This window comes from Oceanotoga sp., assembly GCF_030445905.1.
In the GTDB taxonomy this organism is placed as follows: domain Bacteria; phylum Thermotogota; class Thermotogae; order Petrotogales; family Petrotogaceae; genus Oceanotoga; species Oceanotoga teriensis.
Genome location: NZ_JASUSU010000007.1, coordinates 31,879 through 58,615 on the forward strand (window position 1 = coordinate 31,879; position 26,737 = coordinate 58,615).

Genomic DNA, 26,737 nt, shown 5'->3' on the forward strand with positions numbered 1-26,737 from the left:
TCGCGGAACATAGACAACAAAAAACTTGTCTCTTTTCTCCACGCACCTCGGCAGGCATCTTTAATATATTGATTTCAATATAACCTACTGTCTTAGGTACGACATTATTAACTTTTCCTGAAAAATTATACTATAGATAAAGCATTTATGTCAAGTTTAATTCCAGGTCCCATTGTAGGTGCAATTACTACTTTTTGGAAAAATTTACCTTTTGATGCCACTGGTTTTAATTTAGATAATTGTTCTAAACCATTTTTTATATTTTCAACTAATTGATCATCTTCAAAAGAAACTTTACCTGCTGGGAAATGAACATTACCAGTTTTATCATTTCTTACTTCAACTCTACCAGCTTTAAATCCCTTTACTGCTGCTTCTATATCATCAGTAACTGTTCCAGCTTTTGGAGATGGCATCAATCCTTTTGGTCCCAATACTTTACCTAATTTCCCAACAAATCTCATCATATCAGATGAAGCTATAGCAACATCAAAATCTGTCCAGCCTTCTTTAGTTATCTTTTCAACTAAATCTTCAGCTCCAACAAAATCTGCTCCAGCTTCTTTAGCTTTTTCAGCTCTTTCACCTTGAGCAAAAACTAAAACTTTAACATCTTTACCTGTTCCATGAGGCAAAGTTACTGTACTTCTAACGTTTTGATCACTTTTTTTAGGATCTATTCCTAATTGAACATGTACTTCCACTGAAGCATTGAATTTAGCATATGAAACTTTTTTTGCAAGTTCAACTGCATCTTTTAAATCATATAATTTATCTGATTCAACTATTTTTTTAGCTTCTAAATATTTCTTTCCATGCTTTGCCATTATTTTACCCCCTCTCTTATCCTTCTACAACTTCTATACCCATATTTTTAGCTGTTCCCATGATAATATTCATGGCAGCTTCAATGGTTTTAGCATTTAGATCCTGCATCTTAGTTTCGGCAATTTCTTTTACCTGACTTCTCTTGATCTTTCCAGCTATTTCTTTACCAGGATTATGTGCTGCTGATTTTACACCTGCTGCCTTCTTTATCAAGAATGATGCTGGAGGGGTTTTTACTGCAAATGTAAATGATCTGTCTTCATAAACAGTTATTTCTACAGGCAATAACATACCAGCTTTATCTGCTGTTTCAGCATTAAATTTTTTACAAAACTCCATAAGATTTACACCATGTTGTCCAAGTGCTGGACCAACTGGAGGGGCTGGAGTTGCCTTAGCAGCTTGTAGCTGTAATTTTATTACTCTTGCTATTTTCTTAGCCATTTTTCCTACCTCCTTGTGGTATTTTCGGATTTCTCCTCCCACTAAATTCCAATTTATAATATAGAATTATTATGAAATAAATAATAAAATTTGGTAAAAAATAAAACATCTTTGGTAAACAAAACTTTAATCATTCAACTATTTTTTCTATTTCAGATAGACCCAACTCAACGTCAGTTTCTCTTCCGAACATAGAAACAGAAACATTAACTTCATGTTTATCTAAATCTATATTTTTAATTTTTCCAGTAAAAAATTCAAATGGTCCATTTATTATTTTAACATGCTCGCCAATTTCATAATCAATTCTTATTTCAGTTTTATCTTTTTTATCTTCATAATCTTCTTCACCAATAAGTCTTAATAAAGCTCTTATTTCATTTCTTTTAAGTCTTATAGGTTTACCACCAACATTCAAAAATGTTGAAACATAAGGTATTGATTTAACAAGATTTTCGGCTTCTTTAACATGCATCATTTCTATAAAAATATACCCTGGAAAAAGTTTTTTTCTTGAAGTTTTTATTATTCTAATTTCTTTTCTCATTGCAGTTTCTCTAACATCAACTCTACCAGATGATTTAGCTTTAAATTCTTTTCCTTCTGCTAATTTTTCACCTTTAGAAATTTCTGTTCCATTTCTAAAAACTTTAGAATCAAAATTAGAACGTGGAACTATATAGACATCCTTTTCTCCCGAGGAATTATCTATTATTACTTTTTTTACTTTTTCTATAGCACCTATTTCACCATCAACTTCACACTCAAAAGAAGCATCTTTTGTGAATGGCATGCCAGCTTTAACATCTTTACCCACTCTTAAACCAGCTAAAATTCCGGCATTTTCCGGAATTAAATAGGTAGTAGAATATTTTTTACCTTTTGTTTCTATTATAATTCTTCTAAAATTTTTTAAAGATGTAATAATTCCATTTTCTTTAGCAAAAAAATCAGCTTCTTTAGCTATAACATCACCTTTTTTTATATCTTTACCTTTTTTAGTAAAAACTTTAGAATCATTATTAACAAAAACTTTTTCTACTTTTTTATTTGAATAGTCAAGCTCTTCTATTTCTGGAACTATTATTTTTCCAAAAAAATGCGCAAAGCCTAACATTCTATACTTTTCTTCTAATAATTCTTTTACTTTATTTTCCATACCTGAGTACGCTTGTAAAACATACCATTCTTTACGCATATTCAATCACCCACTTTTATAATTTATGGATTGGGTGTCATATTTGTAGCCATTCCTCCAAGGAATATAGGGTATACCCATTTTGTGAATGCCGATAATAATCCCCAGTCAATTACCAACAAATAAACAGAAACAAAAAGAATTATAACTAAAACGACACCTGTCGATTTCATTAAATCTTTCTTTGATGGCCAGCTAACCTTTTTAGCTTCTTGCCACACAGAACTCAAAAAAACCCAGAATTTTGACATATTCTGTACCTCCTCAAACAATCCCATATTCTTATGAAATAAAGCCCCTTGACATTTGAAGGGGCTTTTTCAACTCTATATTTTTGATTCAGTATGTAATGTATGTTTTCTACACTTTGGACAAAACTTTTTCAATTCAATTTTTTCTTTAAAATTTCTATTCTTTTTCTTATAATAATTTCTTGTACCACATTCAGAACACTTTAAAGAAAAGTTCACTATTACGTTTTTTGAAGCCATAGCTTTCACCTCGCCCAGCTAAAAATTATGGTGGTTAGGGAAGGATTCGAACCTTCGAAGGCAATCTGCCAGCGGATTTACAGTCCGCCCCCTTTGGCCGCTCGGGCACCTAACCACAATTATTGTTTTTATGGAGCCGACGAAGGGACTTGAACCCCCAACCTGCTGATTACAAGTCAGCCGCTCTGCCAATTGAGCTACGTCGGCGTTATTTTGTTCGTTAGCCATCAAGTTGCGCTAACCGTGAATGATTATATCAGAGTTGAAGAATATTGTCAATTGCATTAAAGTAACAAAAATATTAAACAAATGTTTTTTTGTTTTTCGGACTTTTAATAAATATTATAGTCATTTATTTTATACACGAATTATGATTTATTTTATCTTATTTATTTTGTTGCCTATATATAGGATGTTTGTAATATAAAAATTTTGTAATTATAAATATTCGTGATAAAATATAAGTGCAATGAATACAGCAAATATGGTCGAATATGGAGGTGAAAAAGATGTTCGACAATTTTACTGAAAGAGCTGCCAAAGTGTTTATAAATGCGCAGAATGAAGCTAAAGACATGGGACACCCATATGTTGGAACAGAACATATATTACTTGGATTATTAAAAGTAGGTGGAAAATATCTTGATGTAGTATTCAAAGAGTTTGAAATAAATTATGAAAAATTAAAATCTGAAATAACAAATGTTGTAGGAACAAACTCTAGTCAAGGAATAATTGGAGCACCGCAACCAACTCCAAGAGCAAAAAGAATAATAGAATTGGCCTATGATGAATCTGAATTAATGGGTTCTTCAAGAATAGATGCCGAACATCTTTTGTTAGGTATTTGTCGTGAAGCTGAAGGTATTGCATCTCATATAATGAAAAGAATGGGAGTTAATCTTTCAAATATGAGAAAACAGCTTGCAGATTTAATGATGAAGGGCGAAATAAAGCCAAATGAGGAAACAATTGAATTTGAAGATAATGAAGACAAAAAAAGGCAAAAACAAAATGCTTTAAAACAATTAGAAGATTTTGGAACAGACCTAACAGAAAAAGCGAGAGAAGAAAAATTAGATCCTGTAATAGGTAGAGAAATCGAAATAAGAAGAGTTATGGAAATTCTTGCCAGAAGGAAAAAAAATAATCCTGTGTTAATAGGTGAAGCTGGCGTTGGAAAAAGTGCTATAGTTGAAGGTTTAGCTAAAAAAATTGCTGATGGTGATGTACCAGAAGTTTTAAAAAATAAAACAATATTTGCACTTGATATAACCTCTTTAGTAGCGGGAACAAAATATAGGGGTGAATTTGAAAAAAGAATGAAAAAACTCATGCAAGTTTTGGAAAAAACTGAAGATATAATTTTATTCTTAGATGAGCTTCATATGATAGTAGAAGCTGGAGCTGCTGAGGGTTCTTCTATGGATGCTGCAAATGTTTTAAAGCCAGCACTTGCAAATGGAAGTATAACTCTCATAGGTTCTACAACATCTTCAGAATATAGAAAATTTATAGAAAAAGATCCTGCACTTGAAAGAAGATTTCAAAAAATATTTGTTGCGGAACCTTCCAATGAAGAAGCTATAGCAATATTAAAAGGAATAAAGATTAAATACGAAGAACATCATATGGTAAATTACACAGATTTTGCCATAGAAAATGCTGTAAATTTGTCAGTCAGATATATAACTGATAGATATTTACCAGATAAAGCTATTGATATAATAGATGAAGCTGGTGCAAAAGCGAGACTTGATACTTTGACATTACCAAAAAAATTAAAAAAAGAAGTAGAAAAAATTGAATCTCTTGAAGCTGAAAAAAATTTAAAAATTTCTGAAAACAAGATGGATGAAGTAGAAAAAATAAACTCAGAATTAGAAACTTTAAGAGATGCATACAAAGAAAATTATATGGAATGGAGAAAAAAAGCAGAGAATCAAGTAATTCCAATTAAAGAACAAGAAATAGCCGATGTTGTATCAAATTGGACAGGAATTCCATTAAAAAAACTTGAATCAAGTGAAATAGATAAATTATTAAACTTAGAAGCTGTTTTACATGAAAGAGTTATAGGTCAGCACGAATCAATAGTATCTGTTTCTAAAGCTATTAGAAGATCCAGAAGTGGTTTAAAAGATCCAAGACGCCCTAATGGAGTTTTCATGTTTTTAGGTCCTACAGGGGTAGGTAAAACAGAACTCGCTAAAACTATTTCCGAATATTTATTTGGTGATGAAAGTTCTCTTGTAAGGATTGATATGAGTGAATATATGGAAAAATTCAATGTTTCAAGGCTTGTTGGAGCTCCTCCAGGATATGTTGGTTTTGAAGATGGTGGTCAATTAACAGAAGTGGTAAGAAGAAGACCTTATTCAGTTATTCTTTTGGATGAAATTGAAAAAGCACATCCTGATGTATTCAACATATTACTTCAAATAATGGATGAAGGAAGACTTACAGACTCACAAGGTAGAACAGTTGATTTTAGAAACACTATAATAATAATGACTTCAAACTTGGGCTCTGAACATATAAATAAATCTAAAAGATCTCTTGGTTTTGTAGAAGAGATCTCTGAAAAATCCGAATACAAAGAAATAAAAAGCTCTGTAATGTCAGCAATAAAAAAAGCTTTCAAACCAGAATTTATAAATAGATTAGATGATGTAGTCGTATTCCATCCTTTAACTAAAGAAAATATAAAATCTATAATTGAAATTCAACTAAAAGATATCTCAACAAGACTTGAAGATAAAGATATAAAAATAAAGATAAGTAAAAATGCCATAGATTTCATTTTAGAAAAAGGATATGATCCAGTTTATGGTGCAAGACCTCTAAAAAGAACTATACAAAAATATATAGAAGATCCCCTTTCAGAAGAATTATTAAAAGGAAAATTTAAAGAAGGCGATCAAATATCTATTGGAAGTAAAAAAGATGGTCTTTCATTCAAAAAAATTGTCTCCAAAAAGAAAAAGGTGGTAAAAAACACTTGAAGACGAAAAAATATTTTGTATGCAATGAATGTGGATTTGAATCTGATAAATGGTTTGCTAAATGTCCATCATGTAATTCAATATCATCCGCGGTAGAATTTACCGCGGATATTGATTTTAAAAAAAATAAAAAAACATCAAAAACAACATCAGAAATAACTTATCTTGATGAAGAAGTTTCTATACCTGTAAGAATTAAAACTTCCATAAAAGAATTCAATGATTCCATAAATGGCGGCTTTGTAAAAGGTGGAATTTATTTAATAAGTGGTGAACCTGGCATAGGTAAAAGTACATTAATATCTCAAATTTCTAAAGATATTGATGGATTTGTACTTTATGCAACTGGTGAAGAATCAAAAACTCAAGTAATACAAAGATATAAAAGATTAAATATAGAAAATAAAAATATAGGTCTTATATTTGAAAATGATATAGATTCAATAATAAACACCATATCTAAATCAACAAAAAAACCCTCGGTTGTTTTTATCGATTCAATTCAAACCATGAAATCAGATGAATTTGATTCAATAGCAGGAAGCATATTACAAGTTAGAGAATGCTCTAAGAAAATAACTAATTTTGCAAAAAATAATGATATAACAATAGTCTTAATCGGACATGTAAACAAAGAAGGAGCCGTTGCAGGTCCAAAAATATTAGAACATATAGTAGATTGTGTTATACAATTTGATCTTGAAAAAACTTCTGGATTAAGAATGGTAAGAATAACCAAAAATCGATATGGACCTACCGATGAAATAATATTATTAGAAATGACTTCAAAAGGATTAATCCCAATAGAAAATATGAATGAATTTTTTTTAAATGATTATTCAAATGAATCAGGAAATACTTTAACAATAATAAAAGAAGGGAATAAACTAATTCCAATAGAAATTCAAGCTTTAGTGAGTAAACCAGTTTATGGAACTCCCAGAAGAATCACATCTGGTGTCCCTTTAGATCGAGTTTTAATGATAAGTGCTGTTTTATCAAAAAAACTAAAAATGCCTATAGAATCTAAAGATATATTTGTAAGTACTTCTGGTGGATTCAAAATAAATGATTCTGCAATAGATTTAGCGATAGCTAATTCTTTAGTTTCATCATTATTAGAAACACCTCCATTAGGTCCTACAATAGCTATAGGTGAAATAGGATTAGATGGAAAAATTCGTTCTGTGAGTTCAATAGAAAAAAGAATTGAAATTTCAAAAAGACTTGGTATGGAAAATATATTAATTCCAGAAAAAAATAGCAAAAAAGTTAAATCTTGTACTCCAATAAAAAATATAAATGAATTAGTTAAATTATTCAAGGGGGTTTAAATATGGATGAGGGCTTATTAAAAATACTTGATTTTTTAGCACCTGGAAAACAATTAAGAAAAGGAATCGATAGAATAATGGAAGCAAATTTAGGAGCTTTAATATTTTTAGCTTCAAGCCCTGAAAAGTATCTTGAAGAAGGTTTAATACAACTTGGCTTCGAATTAGATGCTTTATTCATACCAGAAAAAATATATGAACTTGCAAAAATGGATGGTGCTATAGTACTCGATAAAAATGCTGAAAAAATACTATTTGCAAATGCTCAATTAAATCCTGAAAAATCATTAAATTCAGATGAAACCGGTATGAGACATAGAACAGCTGAAAAAGTATCACTTCAAACTGGAGATATAACCATAGCTGTTTCAAAAAGACGTAATTCGGTATCTGTATTTTATAAAAACAAAAAACACGAACTTTTAACAGAAAATATACTCTTTGCAAGAGTAAACCAAGAAATAACAATTGCTCAAAGATATAAGCAAAGTTTTTTAGATTTAATAGATTATCTTAACATAGAAGAAGTGAGAAAAAATGTTAGTTTATATGATGTAGCTGAAATAATATCAAAAGGAATGTTAACCATAAAAATAACTCAAGCAACAGATAAATATTTGAGAGAACTTGGAGAAATAGCTGGTAGTTCTAAACTCGAATATGAAGAAATCTTAAGATCTGTTCCTAAACTTGTTGGAGCAATCATAATGGATTATAATGTAGATGATTTAAATTATCAAAAATCGGAAGATGCTATAGAAAATTTTAATAATGTAAAAACCGACGATTTAGTAAATTTATTCACAATAGCAAGAACTTTGGGATATGATGTATCCTCCGATGATGAACTTGAAGAAAAAATAATAATCCCAAGGGGTTATAGAATATTATACTCAACAAAATTACCTTCATCAGCAGTTAAAAATGTTGTAGATAATTTTGAAAGACTTCCTTCATTGATGGAAGCATCTTTTGAGGATTTAACCAATGTTGCTGGAATAGGTAAAAGAAGAGCCGAAATAATATTGGGAGCATTGCACAGAAAGAAAAAAGAAACAGAAGATATCAAAGAAAAAGATTTAGAGGTGGAATTTAAAAATGAAGATAATTACTAATAATAAAAAAGCTTATCATGATTATTTTATACTTGACAAATTTGAAGCTGGCATTTCATTAACTGGCTCAGAAGTTAAGTCAATAAAAAATGGTCATATAAATATAAAAGATTCATACTGTAAAGTTAAAAATCGTGAAGCATACTTAAATAATGCTAATATAACTCCTTATGGAAATTCATCAATTTTTAACCATGAACCATTAAGACAAAGAAAACTTCTTTTACACAAGGAAGAACTGAGAAAAATACAAGAAAAACTAAAAAAAGAAAAATTAACTATAATTCCTTTAAAAATTTATATCACTGAAAAAGGATTGATAAAATTAGAAATAGGTCTTGCAAAAGGGAAAAAACAATACGATAAAAGAGAAACTTTAGCAAAAAAAGATTTTGAAAGAAAAATGAAAAGAACTATAAAATACGATATTTAAAGGAGTAATAAGATGAATGCCATTGAAATAAACAATGTATCAAAAAATTTTGGAGACACCTTGGCTGTAAATGATGTATCTTTAAAAATACCTCAAGGAACTATATATGGTCTTTTAGGTCCAAATGGAGCTGGAAAGTCTACGATTATGAAAATGCTTTCAACGCTTATAACTCCTACATCAGGTGATATAAAAATTTTTAATCATGATATTAAAAAAAATAAAAAAGAAATAAAAAAAATGATAAGTTTAGTATCAGATTATACAGTCCTTGAAGAAGACTTAACTCCAGAAGAAAACTTAAAAATGTTTGCAATCATATCAGGTTTAAAAAAAGAAAAATATGAAAACAAAATAAAAAAATTAATAGAAGATTTTGGTTTAAATATATACAAGCAAAAACTAACAAAACATCTATCTTCTGGAAATAAACAAAAATTAAATATAGCAAGAGCTTTGGTAAAATCCCCTAAAATACTTCTATTAGATGAACCAACTAATGCAATAGATGTTGAAACTTCAAAATTTATAAGGGAATATATAATAAATGAAAATACATTATCAAATGTGACTGTATTAATTTCTTCTCATTATATTTGGGAAATAGAACAAATCTCTTCAAATATAGCTGTAATCTTAAATGGGAAAATTGCTATAAATGAAAAAACTGAAAAAATATATAAAGAATTTGATAAAATAATAAACATGTACGAATTTAAATCTGATGATGTACAAAAATTAAAAAATATAATAGATAAACTTAAAAATGATAAAAATATAATAAATATTAGAAATATCTCAAAAAATAAAATAATAATAGAATCTAAAGAAAAAATATTATTTGATAATGATAAAAAAGATATTTCAACAAAAAAAATAAATCCAAATCTTGAAGATATATATTCTTACATAGTTAAGAACTCATAAAGCTTAAAATACTTTATGAGTTCTTTATAATAAAGGTGGTAAAAATGAGACTTGATAAATATCTTAGTAATTCAAAAATTGGTTCACGTTCTGAGGTAAAAATATTAATAAAAAAAGGAAAAATTAAAATAAATGATTCTATTATAAAAAGTCCTTCATACAAAGTAAATAAAAATGATATAGTAAAATATGAAAACGAAAAAATAATGGCTTATGATAACATTTATATAATGTTAAATAAACCAAAAGGATATTTATCTGCAAATAAAGATTCAAATATACCAGTAGTCTTAGATCTCATTGATCATCCATTCAAAGATGATTTGTCAATAGCAGGAAGACTGGATGTCGATGTTAACGGTCTTTTAATCCTATCAAATGATGGAAATTATATTCATAAAATAATATCTCCCAAGAAAGAAGTTTATAAAACATATATAATTAAAACAAAAGAAGAAATAGAAGATGAAAAATTAAAAATGCTCATGGAACCTATGGATCTTGGAGATTTTATAACAAAAAAATCAATTGCTAAAAAATTAGATTCTAACACAATAGAACTAAAAATAACAGAAGGTAAATATCATCAAGTTAAAAGGATGATTAAAAAAATAGATCTCACATTAACAGATCTTAAGAGAACACAAATAGGATCTTTGAAATTAACTATAGAAGAAGGTGCTTATAAAGAAATGAGCAAAGAAGAAGCTTTGCTTGCAATAAGAGGTGAATAATGCTTATAAAATTAGAAAATATTTCTCATAATTTTGGTGAACAAGATCTATTTTTTGATGTAAACTTGACCGTATATGATGAAGATAGAATAGCTTTAATAGGACAAAATGGATCCGGTAAAACAACATTATTAAATATACTAACTGAAATTATAGAACCTTTAGAAGGTTCTGTTATAAAAAGTAATAAAACTCAAATTGAATTCTTAAAACAATTTAGAATGGAAAATCCAGATGAAAACTTAATTTCCTTTGTAAAAAGAGGAATAAATAATGTAGATGATATAATGATGGATAAATCTATAAAGGGTGTATTAATAGGCTTGGGATTTCCAGAGGAAACTTGGGAAAGAAAAGTAAAATCTTTAAGTGGTGGAGAATTAACAAGACTGTCTTTGGGAAAAACATTGGCTGGAAATCATAACTTACTTCTTTTAGATGAACCTACAAACCATTTAGATTTATATTCAATAAAATGGTTAACAAGTTATCTAAAGAAATATAAGGGAGCTATTATAACGGTATCTCATGACAGAAATTTTTTAAATAATCTCTGTAATAAATATTGGGAAATAAACAATTATCAAGTATGGGAATTCAAAGGACCTTTTGATAATTATATGAAACAAAGAGAAAATTTGATTTATTCAGTTGCTTCAAGAAAATCTAATCTTGAAAAAGAAATGGATAGACTTGAAAAAATGATAAAAAGGTATAGAAAATGGGCTACTGAAAAAATGGTTCGTCAAGCTATAATAAGAGAAAGATCCTTAGAAAAGATAAAAAAAGAGTATGAACAAATTGATACCATTGAAGAAGAAAGAGCTATAAAAATAAAAATACCAGAACCGCAAAAAACTGGTTATAAAGTTCTTGAAGTCACAAACTTAAAATTCGAATTCAACAATAATTCACCTTTACTAAAAGACATAAACTTTGAAGTAAATGAAGGTGAAAAAGTTTCGATAATAGGAAATAATGGTTGTGGAAAATCAACTTTATTAAAAATAATAAATAATAAATTAATTCAAAATTCTGGGAATTATAAATGGGGACACAATATAAAAATAGGATACCTCGATCAGGTAATTTCATCATTTAATAGGTTAAATGATATAATGACAGAAACTTGGAAACTTATGCCAGAATGGCCAGATTATGAAGTAAGAAAATATCTTGGAAGATTTGGTTTTGTTGGAGAAAATGTATTTAAAACTATAAATACTTTATCTGGTGGAGAATTAACAAGATTGGCATTGGCAAAAGAAATATTAAATAAACCAAATGTGTTAATCCTCGATGAGCCAACAAACCATTTAGATATATTAACAGTTCAAACATTAGAAGAAACCTTAAAAGAATTTAAAGGCGCAATAATATTAGTATCCCATGATGAGAAATTATTAAAAAATATATCAGATAAATTTATTTTCATAAAAAATGGAAAATCGCATATTTCTACAGAATTAGATGATTTTTTAGAAGAAATACAAGAAGATTCTTTTAAATTAAATAAAAAAAAGAAAGATAAAGACATACTTTTACAAATGAAAAAGATAAAAAATAGAATAAAAGCTTTAGAAAGAAGGAAAGAAGAAATAATAATAATTGCTGATGATTTATTCAAAAAAATAGACCTAACTGAAAAAGAATTAATAATAAATGGAAACAATTATTCAAAAGTTATCAAATTGATGGAGAAAAAAGAAAAATATGAAAAAAACCTTGAAAAAATAACTATAGAAGAAGATCAAATAAATCAAGAATTAGAAGAACTTTATGAATCATCTCAAAAATAATTGGTATATAATGAGAATTTATGTTATAATTATATTAAAAAGCTATGAAAAATTAACAGACTCTAATTAGGGGGTATAAATATGAAAAAAGAAATAACTGGAAATATCGGAAAAATAAAATTAGAAGGTAGAATTGATATATCAAACTCGGGAAAATTAAAAGAAATGTTATATGACTTAAAAGATAAGGGAATGAAAAAAATCATAATAGACATGGATGGACTTGAATATATAGACAGCTCTGGACTTGGAAGAATATTTTATTTTTTTGCGGATTATAAAAAAGAAAATGGTATAATGGAAATACATAATGTTTCAAATTCAAATGTCAAAAAAGTTATAGAAATAGTAAAACTCGATAAAATAATTACAATAAAATAATTATAATAAACTCCAAAGTAGTTTAATTCTACTTTGGAGTTTTAATTACAATAAAAAATTATTTGCATTAAAGATCAAAACTTCTCCAAGCTTCTCTAAATCAAGATTTTCATTTATATCATACCAAATAATACCTTCTGAAGAAAGAGATATATACACTTTATTTTCGAAATAATCTATATCTACTATTGGCAATTCCATTTCTTTTATCTTATACCTATCAGTATTAAAGATATCTACAACAAAAAATCTGCTTTGAATTGTAAAAAAAACTTTATTCTCAGAAACTATAAAATTATCTGGTTTTATATCATATTGAAAACTATCTATAACATCAAAATCATTATTTAAAATATAAAAACTATAATTTGTATAAAAAATAATTCCATTTTCAAATGTAAAAACCCCTTGAATTTTATTAGTATGAAAAAATTTTTTTGTCACTTCATCATTTTCATAATCATAAAAATATATATTATTATCATCATTAAATAAAAATCCATTACTCCATTCACACAAATCATTAACTTTTCCAGCATATAAATTATCAAAATTTTCAAATCTGAAAATTCCATCTTCATTTATAATAAAATCACCTATATTTATACTTTTAAAATTATTTACATTAATAGTCGAATCATAAGTAACTTTCTTTTTATTGTCAACAATAGAAAAAAATGTATCCCCACTTACTAAAAAACCTTTCGAATATTTCAAAACTTCTCCATTCAAATTAATATCCCATATTTTTTTCATTTCATTATCCATAAACATTATATTAGAAGAATCTTCTATTAAAATACCATTTTCAAATACTTTAAAATTATTTATATAATTTAATATATTATACTTATATACATATTCTTTTTTTAAAATATCATATACTTTAAAACCTTTTTCTCTTTGAGAAATATATATAAGATTATCATTAACTTTTATTTTAGTTCTATCAAAATTCTCTCTTATTATTTCATCACCTGCTAAATCAAAAATACCTTTTGAATTTGCATAAAAAATACCATCTTTGTTGACATAAAAAGAAGATGTCATCTCAAGAGGATAAATTTTAACAGGTTGAGTATTAGCCTCATTAATAATATCTTTTATATCAAACATATAAAGACCTTTATATTCATCTAATAAATAAATATTATCCTCAAAAATTTGCATAGAAGTAGGATTAATAAAATCATTATAATGACTATATTCAAAGATCTTTCCATCTTTTATTTCAAAAGTTAAAAGTCCTAATTTTGGCCCCATAGCAAATATAAAATCATCATAATGAAGTATAGATAAAACTATCCCATTTAATTTGACATGTTGTTCTATCAATATATTAAAATCTTCTTCTATTTTAAAAGAAACTATTCCATTTTTGCCATCGGCAAGGTATACAAAATCTTCAACTTTATCAAAAGCCAATGATTCTCCATAAGTATTAAAAGAATTAATTAATTTAGGTTCTTTTATATTAGAAAAATCATATATCTTTAAACCTTCTCTATCTGTCAAATAAAGAATATTTTTTTCTTTTATAACTTCACTTATATACTTACCAGTTCTCAAATTTTCTATTATAGAATTTGTTTTAAAATCAAAAACATAAATACCATCAAAGCCTCCAAGAATTATTCCATATTCTTTTTCAAATTCAAAAGGTTTATAATCCAATTTTTTATCGTTTTTTATATCTACAATGTCTATGGTGCCAGTATTAACAGAAACATTTTCCTTTCCATCTACATTTGAATAAGCCCAAAAAATGATAAAATAAACAATTATAACGATCAACAAATATATAATAGTTCTAAAGTTTTTAAATCTATTATTAAAAGGCATTTATAATAAGTTATATAAAACTTATAAAACTTTTATTATATAATATTCAAGACCAATTTCATCATAAATTATTTTAAAAGTTTTATAATATTACACGTTTTACTATAACCTCTACCCTCCTTTATTTCATATTCTATATACGCTGTAATATACGTATTTTTTAACACAATAATATATTAATAAAAAAACTTTAAAAAAAACTTCGATTTGTAACGTTTTTAATAAATTTATTTTAAATTAAACTAGAAATATAAACTACATTTAATATTATTATAACAAAAAACAAAAGAGAGCCCAAAGGCCCCCTCTAATGATTTAAAAATTAAGTTTCTATATCAAATTTAGATCTCTTAATATCATTATTCATTTCTTTAACTGTCTGAGGAGCATTTTTCATAGCTTCTCTCCAAGTTTCAAGTAATTCAACTAAAAATCCATCAACTTCTAAAATAATTTCTTTATCCTTTTTCATATTTGCTTCAAGCAATCTTCTATTTAAATAAGAATATAAAGATCTCAATCCTACAGATATATCTCCGCCAACTTCCATATTCAAAGATACATTTAACTCATTTATTATATCCTGAACCCTTTTCAATTCAAAATTTACTTCTGCTATACTTTTATCATCTATTAATTTTAAAGAACGTTGAAGCCTTTCATGTGCATTTTTATAAAGCATTTCAACTAATTTAGCTGGACTTGCAGTATTAACCGAATTTTCTAAATAAGTATTGGAATTGGGATTTTGATACATATGATCCCTCCTAATTTACTTTATGATTTAAAATTCTTTTTGATTCTTTCAAAACATCATCAAATATATTTATAATTTCTGGAAGATCGAAATCTACATTATCTGATAATTCTATATAATTTTTTGAAGCTTGAGCTTGTACTATTGTAGATAATATGCTCTTAATTTTTTCTATTTGTTGTTCATTATACGTAACTTCCCCTATATATTCATTAGTCTGATTAATTATAGTCAGTAAAGCTTCAAACCCCTCACTAAGAGATCCTAACATTTTATGTCCCTCTTGACTATTCATCAAAACTTCTTTAGAAAGATTATCAAGATTTTCTCTAACCTTATTTATATATTCAAATCCTTCCTCTATAAGAGAATTTAAGACTGATTTTTTAGTTTCAAACATAAGTTCTATAGATTCTCCGCCTTCAAAAAAAGCATTTTTAACCTCATCGAAATAATTTAAAGGTATTTCTTGATCATTAATTTTGATATAAGTTAAAATTCCTTTTGTATCCTCACCATAAAAATCAACTAATTTTTCAAAAGTTTCAAATTCATTTTTTTCAATTTCAAAATTTTCATTTTTTATACCACTTAAACTCAGTAAAACTTTATCGCTCATAAAAAAGCCTCCTAAAAAAGTTTATCATTATATAATCGTCTAAAAACAAAAAGGCTTTACTTACCATTTTTAATGGCATTAAATATAGATATTCCTTTACTACTGAAAATATTTTTATACCATTTCTTATAATCATTTATAATCTTATCTTCAGAAATTGCATAAACACTATCTATTTCCATTTCTATGCTAATATCTTCGAAAACTTCCTGAAGTAAATCAGTTATATTCAAAACTTTTTTAACTCCATAAGCATTTATTATATCCAACAGAAGTTTTCTTTGAAAATCTGCTTTAGTATAAATATTATTTGAAAATAAAAAATTTACATTTTTTATGAGAGTTTTAAGTTCATCAATTATATAATCTTCATCATAATCATCTTCAAAAATAATCCCATCAAGAATTTCCATCATTTCTTCTTCTATTTCATTAAATAACTCTTCATTTTCACTGTTTTGCACATCATTCCCAGAAATATTAACACTATAAACTCCATCTTCTTCAGAAAAATCTTCATTTTCAAGTATATTTTTAATCTGTTCTTCAAGATTTTCCATGTCTTCTATCATAAAATCTATTTCAACTTCATTTTCATCTTTATTATTATTGTTTTCTTTATACAAAAAATTTAGATAATTAATATAATCTTCAAAATCTGTAGAAGAATCTATGGGATCTATTATTTTCATGATATCTATATCATAAATGGAAAATATCTTATCTTCAATATCTTTTATATTATCATAATTCAAAACATCTATACCTTTTATAACTTCATCATAAACATTTGACATACTTTGAATAACTACAGGCAAAGTTTCTAATCTATACTTATTAAATTCATTCAATAAATTTGAATAAAAATTCAAAAGTATATCGGGTTTGACATTAATTTTTATGTCAAAATAATTATTATAATCCATACTACTAAATATAAGATGATGCTCAATAGTAGTTTTTTTCTTTTTCAAATAAACAAAAACTATATTAGAACTCTCTTCATTTGCAAAAAGTAAACTTTCTTTAGTAATTATTTCATTTGTCATATTATCCAAATCAGATGATAAAACTGAAGCCATATTTTTATAATTAGAATTCAAAAATTTATTTATTCTGAACAAAGTCAAAACAAGTGGAATATACTCTATATCCACTTTCAAATTTTCAAAATCATCCATTTTTTCATGACTAAATTCATTAAACATCCATTTAAAGCTTCCTGTTTTAGCTTCTACTTCAAATGTATATTTTTCAAAAATATCAAAATCATCTAATTCAGAATTATCATTAAAAAATATTTTTTTAACAGCCCAAGGCTTAACGACTAAATAATTTCTACGGCTATCTTTCAAAATTGCCAATAAAAATGCACCTCTTTTCAATCATACTTATATAATCTAAAATAAACCCCGGTAAATAAAAACAAAACAAATGCAATACCTATCCCAAGATAAGGTTTAAACCATGAAAACCATGAAATTAAACCAAAAGAAAAAACTATAATATAATTAATCAAAACCGTTGTTGAAATCTTAGTATTAAATCTACTTCTAATTTTATCATAAATATGCTCTTTATCACCATAAAAAGGTGATTTATCATTCATAATTCTCCTCAAAATAGAAAAAAACAAATCTGTAAAAAAATAAGCTGTTATGATTAAACCTATAAAATATCCACCAAAACCCGATTTAGACGTAAGATAATTAAAATTATAAAATAAAGTAAACCCTATTAAATATGATCCAGCATCTCCTAAAAAAATTTTTGCAGGATAAAAATTGAATACTAAAAATCCTAATAAAGCAAAAACAAAATATAATATATCAAAGTTTTTACTTATTATAGCAAAAAATAAAAGTGATATTAAAGCTGTTCCAGAACAAAGTCCATCCATACCATCTATCATATTAACAGCATTTATTAAAGCAACTCCCGTTATTATAAAAAGTATATTTATAATAATACTAAATCCCATATGAAAATTAACAACAGTAAAAGTAATAACAGCAAATTCAACAAATAATCTAAAAAAAGGATTAATATTTTTAATATCATCAAAAAGTCCTATAATCATTATTATAAAAGCTGGAATTATATAATATAAATCATCAAAATAAAAAGGTAAAATACTCAAAAATAAAGACAATCCACCAAGATAAGGTGTTATTTTTTTATGATTTTTAAGATTATTATCTGGTTTATCTACAATAGAAAACTTTAAAGCAAATTTAATAATAAAAGGAGTTATTAAAATATTCAAAAAAAAAGGAACAAAAATCATACTTTTCCCCCTTTTATTATAGACATAAAAGTTCCAAGTCCATAACTAATATGAAGCATTGGATAAAATATAAAATTAAACAAAAAAGATATAAAATTTTTTTCAAAAGAAAAAAACAAATCTATAATAATATATATAAATAATATAAAGATTAGAATAACTTTAAATAAATAAATATTAAGAATGGTAAATAAAATTAACATAAAAATATATATTAAAAAAAACAAAGGTATAAAATGCCTTAATCCAATTCCATTTTTATTTATTTTCAATGTTATATAATTCCAAAAACCATTGTCAAAATTCTTTTTTAAAAAACATTTTAAGTTTTTTGGAACTATATAAAAATTTTCAATCGGTAATAAATAAATATCAACATTATTTTCTCTAAATCTATAATTGAGTTCTATATCTTGATTTCTAATAAGTCTTTCATCAAAAAAACCATATTTATCAAAAAGTTCTCTCTTATAAACCCCATAAGCTACAGTATCAACTTTTTGAAGTTTATTTGAATACCTATGTTTAGAACCTCCAACACCAAAAATACTCGAATAAACTTTAGCAAAAGATTTAGATAAAATTCCTTCAGAAGCATAAGCTTTAGCTATGCCTCCACAGATTTCTGCTTTTTCATTATTTTCCAGAAAATTCATACAAACCTCTATATAATTCTCATCAAAAATAGTATGTGCTCCTGCAATCATAACAAAATCACTTTTAGAATTCTTTATCCCTATATTAAGACCAAAAGGCGTATAAATTTTTTCATTTTGAAATATTTTTATATTTTTATGTTTATCTTTAAAATCGACAATTTTTTCATAAGTTCCATCATCAGACATACCATCAACAACTATTATTTCATCGGGAACTCTTTTTTGATTAAAAAAAGAATTTATAGAATTTTCAATATTATCAATCTCATTTCTACATACAATTACAACTGAAATAGAAAATTTATCTTGAAATTTCATTATCAACCCTCGCTTTAGAATCAGGAACATATTTTCCAATAATCGCATTTATAAGATCAAAATTATTTGATTCAATTGCCATATTCAAAAATTCAACAAAATTATTTATTTTATCATAATCTATCATATTGTTAGCTTTAAGTTTAAATATTCTACTATTATTTGTTTTCAAAAATTCTTCTGTTTCTAAAAACAATTCTTCATATAATTTTTCACCTGGTCTTATACCTGTATAAACTACTTTTATATCTTGATCTGGAACATAACCAGATAATCTAATCAATTCCCTTGCAAGAGAATCTATTAAAACAGGTTCTCCCATATTCAAAATAAAAACCTCTCCATCTTCAGCATATTTTCCACTTTGTAAAACTAAAGCTACTGCTTCAGGAATAGTCATGAAATATCTTTTCATATCTTTATGAGTTACAGTAACTGGGCCACCATTTTTTATCTGTTCTTTAAATATTGGCACTACACTTCCTCTACTACCCAAAACATTTCCAAACCTAACAATACCAAATTTAGTATTAAAATCTTTAGATATAGATCTAATAAGCATTTCACCAAGCCTTTTAGATGTTCCCATTATAGAAGTTGGATTTATAGCTTTATCAGTAGATATAAATATAAATCTTTCTATATTAAACTCTCCAGAAAATCTGGCAATATTATAAGTACCTAAAGTATTAACCATAAATGCCTCAGATGGATTTTTCTCCATCAAAGGAACATGTTTATGTGCCGCAGCATGAAATACTATATCAAATTTATACTTTTTAAAAATATTATAAAGTCTTTTTTCATTAGTAACATCACATATAATCTCTTCAATCATTAAATCTGGAAATTTATTTTTTAACTCTTTATTTATCTTAAAAATACTATTTTCACCTCTACCTAAAACATACAATATTTTAGGTTTCAAAGCTGAAACTTGTCTACATATTTCACTTCCTATACTACCACCCGCACCGGTAATCAAAACATTTTTTCCTTTTATATAACTTTCTATTTCATTTAAATTAACTTCTATTTCCTTTCTCCCCAATAAATCAGAAATTTCAACATCTCTAAGAAAACCAAGAGATACTTTATTATTAAGAATTTCAAAAATTCCGGGGAGAGTCTTAACTCTTACTTTTGACTTATCTATAAAATCAAGAATATTTTTAACTTCATCTGAATTGGCTGAAGGAATAGCTATTATGACCTCATTAATTTCCATATTCTCTACATATTTCATAATATTTTCTGGTTTATCGAGCACTTCATAATTTCTTATTTTTCTACCTATTTTAGAATCATCATCATCCAAAAAACCTAAAACTATTCCCGCTTCAGGATGTCTCTCAAATTCAGATAGTAATTCAACACCAGCATCTCCAGCACCAATTATCAAAATTTTTTTGCTTAAATTAACAGCTTTTTTATCTTTCTTGCTATATGAAAACCAAAAAATTCTACTCCATGAAACAAGCAAAACTCCCAATAAACTTGCAAAAGATACAACCGAAAAAGGTAATATAAAAAAATCAGTAACATATCTACTAAAGAGTTCAAAGATAAAAAAGTTTATTAAAAATCCAAAAAATCCACTATAAAAAATAGGTAAAAGTTCTTTAAGAGTTGCAAATCTCCAAATAGATTTATAAACTCCGGTTATTTTAAAAATTACAATCATTATAAATGGATATAAAATTATAGGAGAAATATATTTAGAAAATTCATCAAAATCAAATTGAAACCTCATGAACATTGCTATTAAATAAGAGATAAAAAATAAAATATAATCTATAAAAACTATTTTATATTTTCTTTTTAAGACAAAATTCATACTTCCATCTCTCCCAAGACTTCTTTAATAGACTCAAAAACATAAACTTGTTCTTCAAAAGTTAAATTAGTAAAAAAAGGTATAGCTATTGTTAAAGATGAAATAAGTTCAGTAATTGGAAAGTCTCCATATTCAAAACCAAACTTTTCTCTATAAAATTTTTGTGTATGAACGGGTTTAAAATAATTCTTACATTGTACACCCTTTAAAGTCAATTTATTTATAAAATCATTCAAAAAATTTTGAACTTTAAAGATATTTTTACTCCACATATCTCTTTTATCAGATTCTATTCTTTCAGAAAAATCAAAATTTATAATCCACTCTGGCAAATCTAAAAAATTCGATACCCAATTTAAATCAAGCCTAATAACAAATACAAACCAACTTGGAATATTAAAATTATTTATTTTAGGCAAAACAATTCTTTTTTCTTCTGAAAAAAGATCATAATAATTTTCAGCTATTAAAGATCTCTTCTTTAAAATTTCATCCAGTCTAATCATTTGACCATATCCTAAAGCTGCTGACATTTCATCCATTCTATAATTAAATCCAATTCTTACATGTTCAAGCCATTGCATATCATCGCCTCTACCCTGATTAGACATAGATTTACATTTTTTATAAATATCTTCACAATCAGTTATTACAATTCCACCTTCACCTGTAGTAATCTGTTTATTAGGATAAAATGCAAATGTGCCAGCCTTACCAAAAGTACCAACTTTTTTCCCCTTATATTCAGCACCAATAGCCTCACAAGAATCTTCTATAATAAATATTTTATTTTTATCATAATCGATACTATCCCAGTCAAGTGATTGACCAAATATATCTACTCCCATAAAAAAAGCTCGATCTAAATCCTTTAATTTTTTATTCAACAAAGGTATAGATATATTATAATCATCCTTATCTATATCAACAAACTCAACAATCCCATTTTCATATAAAGCAACATTAGAACTCGATATAAAAGTAAAAGGAGTAGTTATCAATTTATCTCCTCTTTTAAATTCCATAGCTTTAAGAATCAAATGTAATGCAGAAGTTCCAGAATTGACAGCAATGGCATATTTAACCCCAAAATATTTTTTTATTTTTTCTTCGAACATATTGAGATATGGGCCTAATGCCAATTGATTTGATTTTAAAACATCATTAACAAAATTAATTTCAAAATCCGTAATATCTGGTGATGATAATGGAACTTTCAAAAAAATTCCCCCTTATATATAAATTGAGGGGTTTAACCCCCTCAATTAAATAAAATTATTTATTTTATCATACTCTTCTTTAGAAATCCAATTATCTTTAAAAAGCAAATATAAAAGTTCTTTGGCTTTTTCATTCGAAAGAGAGGTTACTTCATAAAATATTTTAGAATATTTTTCATTATCATTTAAAAAAGAAATATCTTTTTTTATTCTTTCATATATATTTTCAACACTATTTTCTTGAATATCAGTTTCATGAGATTCTTTTTTAGCTACATCTTTAATTTTTATTTTATCAGAAATTAGATTTTCATAATTGCCTGTTGCAGTTCCATCTTCAAAATAATGCAGAGCTGTTTCTCTAAGTAAAGAAAATAAAACAAACCATTCATAAAAATTTAGAGTTAAAACTCTAAAAAGCATTACGATACTGCCTTCTCTTAAAATTATAATTCTATTATTAACAATATTATGATTTAATTCAGATTCTTGAAGTTTCCATTGATCCTTAATGATTCTATTTATCATAAAAGTATAAGAGACCCACATTGTAAAAAATGAAAAAATGATCAAAAAAGACTTCCATTTTTCAATATTATAAAGAGAAAGTTCTTCTAAACTCAAAGCCATAACTTCATTGGTAACTTCAGTGCTAAAATAAAACAACACAATCAAAGATCCTATATAAACGAAAAGCCATAAAAAAGGGTTACCTTCTTTTTCCAAAGGAAAATTCCAATTATTGACTTTATAAACTTCTTTCATCTTTTTTATATGTTCATTACGATTTTTTATTAAAACATGATAAATAAAAAACAATAAAGCTATTCCAATAAATTGTAAAGGAGGAATATAAAAAAGAATCATTGCAATAAACACCATAAAAGGCCTCAATAATAACATAAAAACCACTCCACTATTTATTTGCAAGTTTCTCAAGTATCAAATTGACAAACCAACCTCTTTCAACTTGAATTTGTTCTCCACTTTCCATATCTTTAAAAGTAACTATATTTTTATCTATTTCATCTTCACCTATAATAACGGCAAAACTTGCATTAAGTTTATTTGCATGTTTCATTTGTGAAGAAAAACCTCTTTTTGAAATATTCATAAAAGTTTTAATACCTTTATCTCTAAGTTCTCTAGCTATTCTAACAGCCTCAAATTCGGCACTTTCACCAGAATTAACTATGTATACATCAATATCTTCACAATCATCAATAATAATATTTTCAGATTTAAGAGCCATAACAAGCCTTTCAATACCCATAGCAAAACCTATAGCTGGAGTACTATTACCACCTATTTCAGAAACCAAATTATCATATCTTCCACCAGCAGCTAAAGTTGATTGTGCACCTAAACCTTCATGTATAAATTCAAAAACAGTCTGAGTATAATAATCCAAACCTCTAACAATCTTATCATCAACTATAAAAGGAACATCCATAGTTTCTAAATGTTTTTTTACACTATCAAAATGCATTTTATCTTCATGATTTAAACTCTCAAGTATAGATGGTGCATTTTTGGCATAATTTGTATCTATTTTGCAGTCAAGTAATCTTAAAATATTATTTTCATACCTTATTTTACAATCTTCACACAAATCATCGAATTTATCAGAATAATAATTTTTTAAAATATTTTTATACTCTTCACGACTTTCTTTTTTGCCTATAGAATTAAGTCTAATAGTATAATTATTTAATCCCAATTCTTTAAATGCATCATTTATCATACAAATAACTTCAGCATCAGAAAGAGGATATTCAGTACCAAAAACTTCTGCACCTATCTGATAAAATTGTCTTAATCTACCAGCTTGGGGTTTTTCATATCTAAACATAGGACCATTATAAAATAATTTCATTGGTGAACCAAAATTAATCATAGAATTTTCAATATATGCTCTGACAACTGAAGCCGTACCTTCTGGTCTTAAAGTTATAGATCTACCGCCTTTATCTTCAAAAGTATACATCTCTTTTTGAACAATATCTGTTCCCTCACCAACACCTCTATTAAAAAGATCTGTACTCTCAAAAATTGGTGTTCTTATTTCTTTAAACCCATATTTCAAAAAAACTTTTTTCATAGTTTTTTCTATAAAGTCCCAATATTTTATATCTTCACCATAAATATCCTGAGTTCCTTTAATTCTTTTAAACTTACTCAAGTCTTGTCCTCCTCACACCCAATTATCTAATATATATATTTTATCACAAAACTATTTAAATAAACTTAAAGGGAGCTATAAGCTCCCTATAAATTTATTATTATCTTCTTCTAGACTTTCTTTTTTTATCTAAATGTTTTCTGTATTCAGAAATTTTTCTATCAGAATCTTTTAAAAAGCGTGTTAATTTCTTTTCAAAATTTTCTGAATTAGCTGCCCCTTCATCACTTGTAGATTTAGAGTCGCCTTCCCTTAATGATAACTCATATTTACCATCTTTAGTTTTACCGATAACTTTACCTGTAATCTCTTGTCCTACTTTTAAAAAGTCAGTCACGTCTTTAACATATTTCTTAGAAACCTTAGAAATATGAATAAATCCCTCTTCACCTGATTCAATCTCTACAAAAGCACCAAATTTTTTGATATCAACAACTTTGGCGTTAACAAAAGAACCTTGGGCAATACTTTCGCTCACTTAAATACCCCTGCCCTTCTAATGATTTTTCACGAGAACCTTGCAAAGTCGTGATTTCGCAATTTCGCGGCCCGGGCCCAGGCTATGGTGTTCACCTCCGAAAAGTCCAATTATTTTGACGATTGGATATTCAAGCTTTTTCTTGAAATGCAAGGCCCAATCGCCTGGATACTTTTATCTATAATAATTAAAAATTTAAAACAAAACAAAGGGAGATAATATCTCCCCTATTTTTTTACTTCTTGAGGAAGTTTTTATATCTGTTATTGAATTTCTGAATTCTTCCTTCAGTATCAAGTAGTCCAGCACCTTCACCTTTATAGAAAGGGTGACATTCTGAGCAAACATCCAATCTGAATGAATCAACTGTAGAATAAATCTTGTGTTCAGCACCACAAGCACATTTAACAGTTATGAGTTTCATTTCAGGATGTATTCCATTTTTCATAACTAATCCACCTCTTATTTATATTATTTCCGGTATATTATAGCATAATAAAATTAATAGTGTCAAGAAACATAGATAACTTAATAATAAATTAACTAATTAGACAATTATTATTCGCCACCAGAATTGTACTTATAATCAGAACTATTAACTAAATAAGTATCTTGCATATTCTTTTTTAACACTTTTAAAGGATCTATAGTAGAATTATTAGAATATCTAACTTCAAAATGGACATGAGGTCCTGTTGAAAGCCCTGTTGAGCCAACAAGACCCAAAGTTTCACCTTTATTCAAATAATATCCTTCAGGAACTAAAATTTTGCTCATATGTCCATACATATAAAATCTATTATTATAAGAAACTTTAACATATCTTCCATATCCATCTTTATCATAGCCAACCTCTACAACCTTACCTTCAGTAGAAGCCATAACTGGTATACCTTCAGGAGCAGCTATATCAAGGCCACTATGAAACTTTCTCGTCTTATATATTGGATGTATTCTATAACCATATAAAGAAGAAATAACACCTATAACAGGCCATCCAATTTCCTGATTTCTATTATAAGAAAGACCTATTGATTCTGCAGGGATTTCAATAATTTCACCAACATATAAAAACTTTTTACTATTATCCCATTTAATATTAGCCGTATCTGTAAAATAATATTTAGACAAAATATTCAAAGTATCTTTACTTCTAACTTTATAATAAAACACATTTTTTTCTGGAATAAAAAGTTTTTGATCTTTATACAAATATTTACTATAAACAATATCTTCATTTCTATCTACCAAAACTTGAACAGAAATTCCAGTTTTATTAGAAATTTTTAAAATAGAATCATTTGATTGCACAGAATAAAAATACCCTTTTTCATAAATATCCAGACCAGAAACTTTTCTCATAATATAGCTCTTACTTTCTTTTGGTTCAACATAATTATAATCTTTAAAATTAAAATAATAATTATTAGATTTAAAAGTTTTTTCTATACCAAAAAGTTCTTTTAAAAGTTTTTCACTTATAAAAAAATCTTGATTTTTCTCAATTAAATCTGATTCAGAAAAATAATATGTTTTATTAGAATTCTTAACAACTATCTTATTATCCGGAAAAATAAAGTATTTATCAATATCATTTTGTAATACTATCAAAAAATCATTTTTGACAACATTATCAAAGTCCGTATATTGAGATACTTTATCTATAGACAATAAAATATTTTCCCCATCAAAAAAATACTCTTTTTCTCCAATTACATTGGAAAAAAAGTATACATTAGAAAAAACAATTGATGGAATTATCAAAAAGAAAAGACAAACAAAAAAATTATTATATTTCATTTAAAATAACCTCACTATAATATTCTCTATTCAATTATATACAAAAAAT

At 26.4% G+C, this 26,737-nt stretch carries 26 protein-coding genes, 2 tRNA genes and 1 other annotated feature (1 of these 29 cut by a window edge); of the genes, 8 read left to right on the forward strand and 20 right to left on the reverse strand.

Features of this window, described 5'->3' with window-relative positions:
- Positions 1-115 (reverse strand) — a sequence feature (ribosomal protein L10 leader region); it reaches 35 nt to the left of the window's first position.
- A 10-nt stretch (positions 116-125) separates the two neighbouring features.
- From rplA to PWP28_RS03265, 7 genes are all read right to left on the reverse strand, one after another.
- A complete protein-coding gene (gene rplA, locus PWP28_RS03235; protein ID WP_305081174.1) occupies positions 126-827 on the reverse strand; it encodes a 50S ribosomal protein L1 in 702 nt (233 codons plus the stop codon).
- Between the two features lie 16 nt (positions 828-843).
- Positions 844-1,272: a 50S ribosomal protein L11 gene (rplK, locus tag PWP28_RS03240; RefSeq protein ID WP_109605145.1), complete on the reverse strand. Its 429-nt coding sequence runs from the start codon at positions 1,270-1,272 to the stop codon at positions 844-846.
- A 130-nt stretch (positions 1,273-1,402) separates the two neighbouring features.
- A complete protein-coding gene (locus tag PWP28_RS03245) occupies positions 1,403-2,470 on the reverse strand; it encodes a transcription termination/antitermination NusG family protein (protein ID WP_308644250.1) in 1,068 nt (355 codons plus the stop codon).
- 23 nt (positions 2,471-2,493) lie between these two features.
- Positions 2,494-2,721 carry a preprotein translocase subunit SecE gene (gene secE, locus PWP28_RS03250; RefSeq protein ID WP_109605143.1) on the reverse strand — a complete coding sequence of 76 codons (228 nt, stop codon included), beginning with the start codon at positions 2,719-2,721 and terminating at the stop codon, positions 2,494-2,496.
- Between the two features lie 75 nt (positions 2,722-2,796).
- Entirely contained in the window at positions 2,797-2,961 is a 165-nt protein-coding gene (rpmG, locus tag PWP28_RS03255) for a 50S ribosomal protein L33 (RefSeq protein WP_109605142.1), read from the reverse strand.
- Positions 2,962-2,989: 28 nt separating this feature from the next.
- Positions 2,990-3,076: transfer RNA gene (locus tag PWP28_RS03260), tRNA-Tyr, on the reverse strand.
- Between the two features lie 16 nt (positions 3,077-3,092).
- Positions 3,093-3,168: transfer RNA gene (locus tag PWP28_RS03265), tRNA-Thr, on the reverse strand.
- Positions 3,169-3,470: 302 nt separating this feature from the next.
- Here PWP28_RS03265 and PWP28_RS03270 point away from each other — a divergent pair.
- From PWP28_RS03270 to PWP28_RS03305, 8 genes are all read left to right on the forward strand, one after another.
- Entirely contained in the window at positions 3,471-5,966 is a 2,496-nt protein-coding gene (locus PWP28_RS03270) for an ATP-dependent Clp protease ATP-binding subunit (RefSeq protein WP_109605141.1), read from the forward strand.
- On the forward strand, positions 5,963-7,300 hold the full coding sequence (gene radA / locus PWP28_RS03275) for a DNA repair protein RadA (RefSeq protein WP_109605140.1): 1,338 nt from the start codon (positions 5,963-5,965) through the stop codon (positions 7,298-7,300). Before PWP28_RS03270 ends, radA begins: the two co-directional genes overlap by 4 nt.
- Before the next feature lie 2 nt (positions 7,301-7,302).
- Positions 7,303-8,415 (forward strand): DNA integrity scanning diadenylate cyclase DisA, encoded by a 1,113-nt coding sequence (gene disA / locus PWP28_RS03280; RefSeq protein ID WP_109605139.1) that lies wholly within the window; start codon positions 7,303-7,305, stop codon positions 8,413-8,415.
- Positions 8,399-8,848, forward strand: a complete 450-nt coding sequence (smpB, locus tag PWP28_RS03285) for an SsrA-binding protein SmpB (RefSeq protein WP_109605138.1) — start codon at positions 8,399-8,401, stop codon at positions 8,846-8,848. The genes disA and smpB overlap by 17 nt, the downstream gene beginning before the upstream one ends.
- A 12-nt stretch (positions 8,849-8,860) precedes the next feature.
- Entirely contained in the window at positions 8,861-9,775 is a 915-nt protein-coding gene (locus tag PWP28_RS03290) for an ABC transporter ATP-binding protein (protein WP_109605137.1), read from the forward strand.
- A 44-nt stretch (positions 9,776-9,819) separates the two neighbouring features.
- Entirely contained in the window at positions 9,820-10,509 is a 690-nt protein-coding gene (locus tag PWP28_RS03295; RefSeq protein ID WP_109605136.1) for a pseudouridine synthase, read from the forward strand.
- Positions 10,509-12,308 carry a ribosomal protection-like ABC-F family protein gene (gene abc-f / locus PWP28_RS03300; protein ID WP_308644251.1) on the forward strand — a complete coding sequence of 600 codons (1,800 nt, stop codon included), beginning with the start codon at positions 10,509-10,511 and terminating at the stop codon, positions 12,306-12,308. The genes PWP28_RS03295 and abc-f overlap by 1 nt, the downstream gene beginning before the upstream one ends.
- Before the next feature lie 81 nt (positions 12,309-12,389).
- Positions 12,390-12,689 (forward strand): STAS domain-containing protein, encoded by a 300-nt coding sequence (locus PWP28_RS03305; protein WP_109605134.1) that lies wholly within the window; start codon positions 12,390-12,392, stop codon positions 12,687-12,689.
- A gap of 45 nt (positions 12,690-12,734) precedes the next feature.
- Here PWP28_RS03305 and PWP28_RS03310 read toward each other — a convergent pair whose 3' ends face one another.
- The 13 genes from PWP28_RS03310 to PWP28_RS03370 all read right to left on the reverse strand — a co-directional run bounded on the left by PWP28_RS03310 (position 12,735) and on the right by PWP28_RS03370 (position 26,688).
- Positions 12,735-14,486, reverse strand: a complete 1,752-nt coding sequence (locus PWP28_RS03310) for a hypothetical protein (protein WP_264149835.1) — start codon at positions 14,484-14,486, stop codon at positions 12,735-12,737.
- A gap of 367 nt (positions 14,487-14,853) precedes the next feature.
- Positions 14,854-15,288: a flagellar export chaperone FliS gene (gene fliS / locus PWP28_RS03315; protein ID WP_109605132.1), complete on the reverse strand. Its 435-nt coding sequence runs from the start codon at positions 15,286-15,288 to the stop codon at positions 14,854-14,856.
- Between the two features lie 10 nt (positions 15,289-15,298).
- Positions 15,299-15,907 (reverse strand): hypothetical protein, encoded by a 609-nt coding sequence (locus PWP28_RS03320; protein WP_109605131.1) that lies wholly within the window; start codon positions 15,905-15,907, stop codon positions 15,299-15,301.
- 56 nt (positions 15,908-15,963) lie between these two features.
- Positions 15,964-17,271, reverse strand: a complete 1,308-nt coding sequence (locus tag PWP28_RS03325) for a hypothetical protein (protein ID WP_305081178.1) — start codon at positions 17,269-17,271, stop codon at positions 15,964-15,966.
- Positions 17,272-17,288: 17 nt separating this feature from the next.
- Positions 17,289-18,194: a glycosyltransferase family 4 protein gene (locus PWP28_RS03330; protein WP_305081179.1), complete on the reverse strand. Its 906-nt coding sequence runs from the start codon at positions 18,192-18,194 to the stop codon at positions 17,289-17,291.
- Positions 18,191-19,171 (reverse strand): glycosyltransferase family 2 protein, encoded by a 981-nt coding sequence (locus tag PWP28_RS03335; RefSeq protein WP_305081180.1) that lies wholly within the window; start codon positions 19,169-19,171, stop codon positions 18,191-18,193. The genes PWP28_RS03330 and PWP28_RS03335 overlap by 4 nt, the downstream gene beginning before the upstream one ends.
- Positions 19,155-21,008 (reverse strand): nucleoside-diphosphate sugar epimerase/dehydratase, encoded by a 1,854-nt coding sequence (locus PWP28_RS03340; RefSeq protein WP_308644252.1) that lies wholly within the window; start codon positions 21,006-21,008, stop codon positions 19,155-19,157. Before PWP28_RS03340 ends, PWP28_RS03335 begins: the two co-directional genes overlap by 17 nt.
- A complete protein-coding gene (locus PWP28_RS03345; protein WP_308644253.1) occupies positions 21,005-22,228 on the reverse strand; it encodes a DegT/DnrJ/EryC1/StrS family aminotransferase in 1,224 nt (407 codons plus the stop codon). Before PWP28_RS03345 ends, PWP28_RS03340 begins: the two co-directional genes overlap by 4 nt.
- Before the next feature lie 45 nt (positions 22,229-22,273).
- A complete protein-coding gene (locus PWP28_RS03350; RefSeq protein WP_109605125.1) occupies positions 22,274-23,131 on the reverse strand; it encodes a hypothetical protein in 858 nt (285 codons plus the stop codon).
- Positions 23,132-23,144: 13 nt separating this feature from the next.
- The gene (hisS, locus tag PWP28_RS03355) at positions 23,145-24,410 is read right to left on the reverse strand and encodes a histidine--tRNA ligase (RefSeq protein WP_109605124.1); all 1,266 of its coding nucleotides are present in this window, start codon (positions 24,408-24,410) and stop codon (positions 23,145-23,147) included.
- Between the two features lie 100 nt (positions 24,411-24,510).
- Entirely contained in the window at positions 24,511-24,888 is a 378-nt protein-coding gene (locus PWP28_RS03360) for a S1 RNA-binding domain-containing protein (protein WP_206050574.1), read from the reverse strand.
- Positions 24,889-25,123: 235 nt separating this feature from the next.
- Positions 25,124-25,336: a 50S ribosomal protein L31 gene (gene rpmE / locus PWP28_RS03365; protein WP_109605123.1), complete on the reverse strand. Its 213-nt coding sequence runs from the start codon at positions 25,334-25,336 to the stop codon at positions 25,124-25,126.
- 110 nt (positions 25,337-25,446) lie between these two features.
- Positions 25,447-26,688 (reverse strand): M23 family metallopeptidase, encoded by a 1,242-nt coding sequence (locus PWP28_RS03370; RefSeq protein WP_308644254.1) that lies wholly within the window; start codon positions 26,686-26,688, stop codon positions 25,447-25,449.
- Between the last annotated feature and the right edge of the window lie 49 nt (positions 26,689-26,737).

Excerpts from the sequence above, each read along its gene's own strand:
- PWP28_RS03290 (WP_109605137.1), top strand. The coding sequence starts at position 8,861 with ATGAATGCCATTGAAATAAACAATGTATCAAAAAATTTTGGAGACACC.
- PWP28_RS03370 (WP_308644254.1), bottom strand. The coding sequence starts at position 26,688 with ATGAAATATAATAATTTTTTTGTTTGTCTTTTCTTTTTGATAATTCCA.
- PWP28_RS03270 (WP_109605141.1), top strand. The coding sequence starts at position 3,471 with ATGTTCGACAATTTTACTGAAAGAGCTGCCAAAGTGTTTATAAATGCG.
- rpmG (WP_109605142.1), bottom strand. The coding sequence starts at position 2,961 with ATGGCTTCAAAAAACGTAATAGTGAACTTTTCTTTAAAGTGTTCTGAA.
- PWP28_RS03295 (WP_109605136.1), top strand. The coding sequence starts at position 9,820 with ATGAGACTTGATAAATATCTTAGTAATTCAAAAATTGGTTCACGTTCT.
- secE (WP_109605143.1), bottom strand. The coding sequence starts at position 2,721 with ATGTCAAAATTCTGGGTTTTTTTGAGTTCTGTGTGGCAAGAAGCTAAA.
- rplA (WP_305081174.1), bottom strand. The coding sequence starts at position 827 with ATGGCAAAGCATGGAAAGAAATATTTAGAAGCTAAAAAAATAGTTGAA.
- rpmE (WP_109605123.1), bottom strand. The coding sequence starts at position 25,336 with ATGAAAAATGGAATACATCCTGAAATGAAACTCATAACTGTTAAATGT.
- PWP28_RS03340 (WP_308644252.1), bottom strand. The coding sequence starts at position 21,008 with ATGAATTTTGTCTTAAAAAGAAAATATAAAATAGTTTTTATAGATTAT.
- fliS (WP_109605132.1), bottom strand. The coding sequence starts at position 15,288 with ATGTATCAAAATCCCAATTCCAATACTTATTTAGAAAATTCGGTTAAT.
- PWP28_RS03330 (WP_305081179.1), bottom strand. The coding sequence starts at position 18,194 with ATGATTTTTGTTCCTTTTTTTTTGAATATTTTAATAACTCCTTTTATT.
- PWP28_RS03245 (WP_308644250.1), bottom strand. The coding sequence starts at position 2,470 with ATGCGTAAAGAATGGTATGTTTTACAAGCGTACTCAGGTATGGAAAAT.
- PWP28_RS03350 (WP_109605125.1), bottom strand. The coding sequence starts at position 23,131 with ATGTTATTATTGAGGCCTTTTATGGTGTTTATTGCAATGATTCTTTTT.
- rplK (WP_109605145.1), bottom strand. The coding sequence starts at position 1,272 with ATGGCTAAGAAAATAGCAAGAGTAATAAAATTACAGCTACAAGCTGCT.
- smpB (WP_109605138.1), top strand. The coding sequence starts at position 8,399 with ATGAAGATAATTACTAATAATAAAAAAGCTTATCATGATTATTTTATA.
- disA (WP_109605139.1), top strand. The coding sequence starts at position 7,303 with ATGGATGAGGGCTTATTAAAAATACTTGATTTTTTAGCACCTGGAAAA.
- PWP28_RS03320 (WP_109605131.1), bottom strand. The coding sequence starts at position 15,907 with ATGAGCGATAAAGTTTTACTGAGTTTAAGTGGTATAAAAAATGAAAAT.
- abc-f (WP_308644251.1), top strand. The coding sequence starts at position 10,509 with ATGCTTATAAAATTAGAAAATATTTCTCATAATTTTGGTGAACAAGAT.
- PWP28_RS03305 (WP_109605134.1), top strand. The coding sequence starts at position 12,390 with ATGAAAAAAGAAATAACTGGAAATATCGGAAAAATAAAATTAGAAGGT.
- PWP28_RS03335 (WP_305081180.1), bottom strand. The coding sequence starts at position 19,171 with ATGAAATTTCAAGATAAATTTTCTATTTCAGTTGTAATTGTATGTAGA.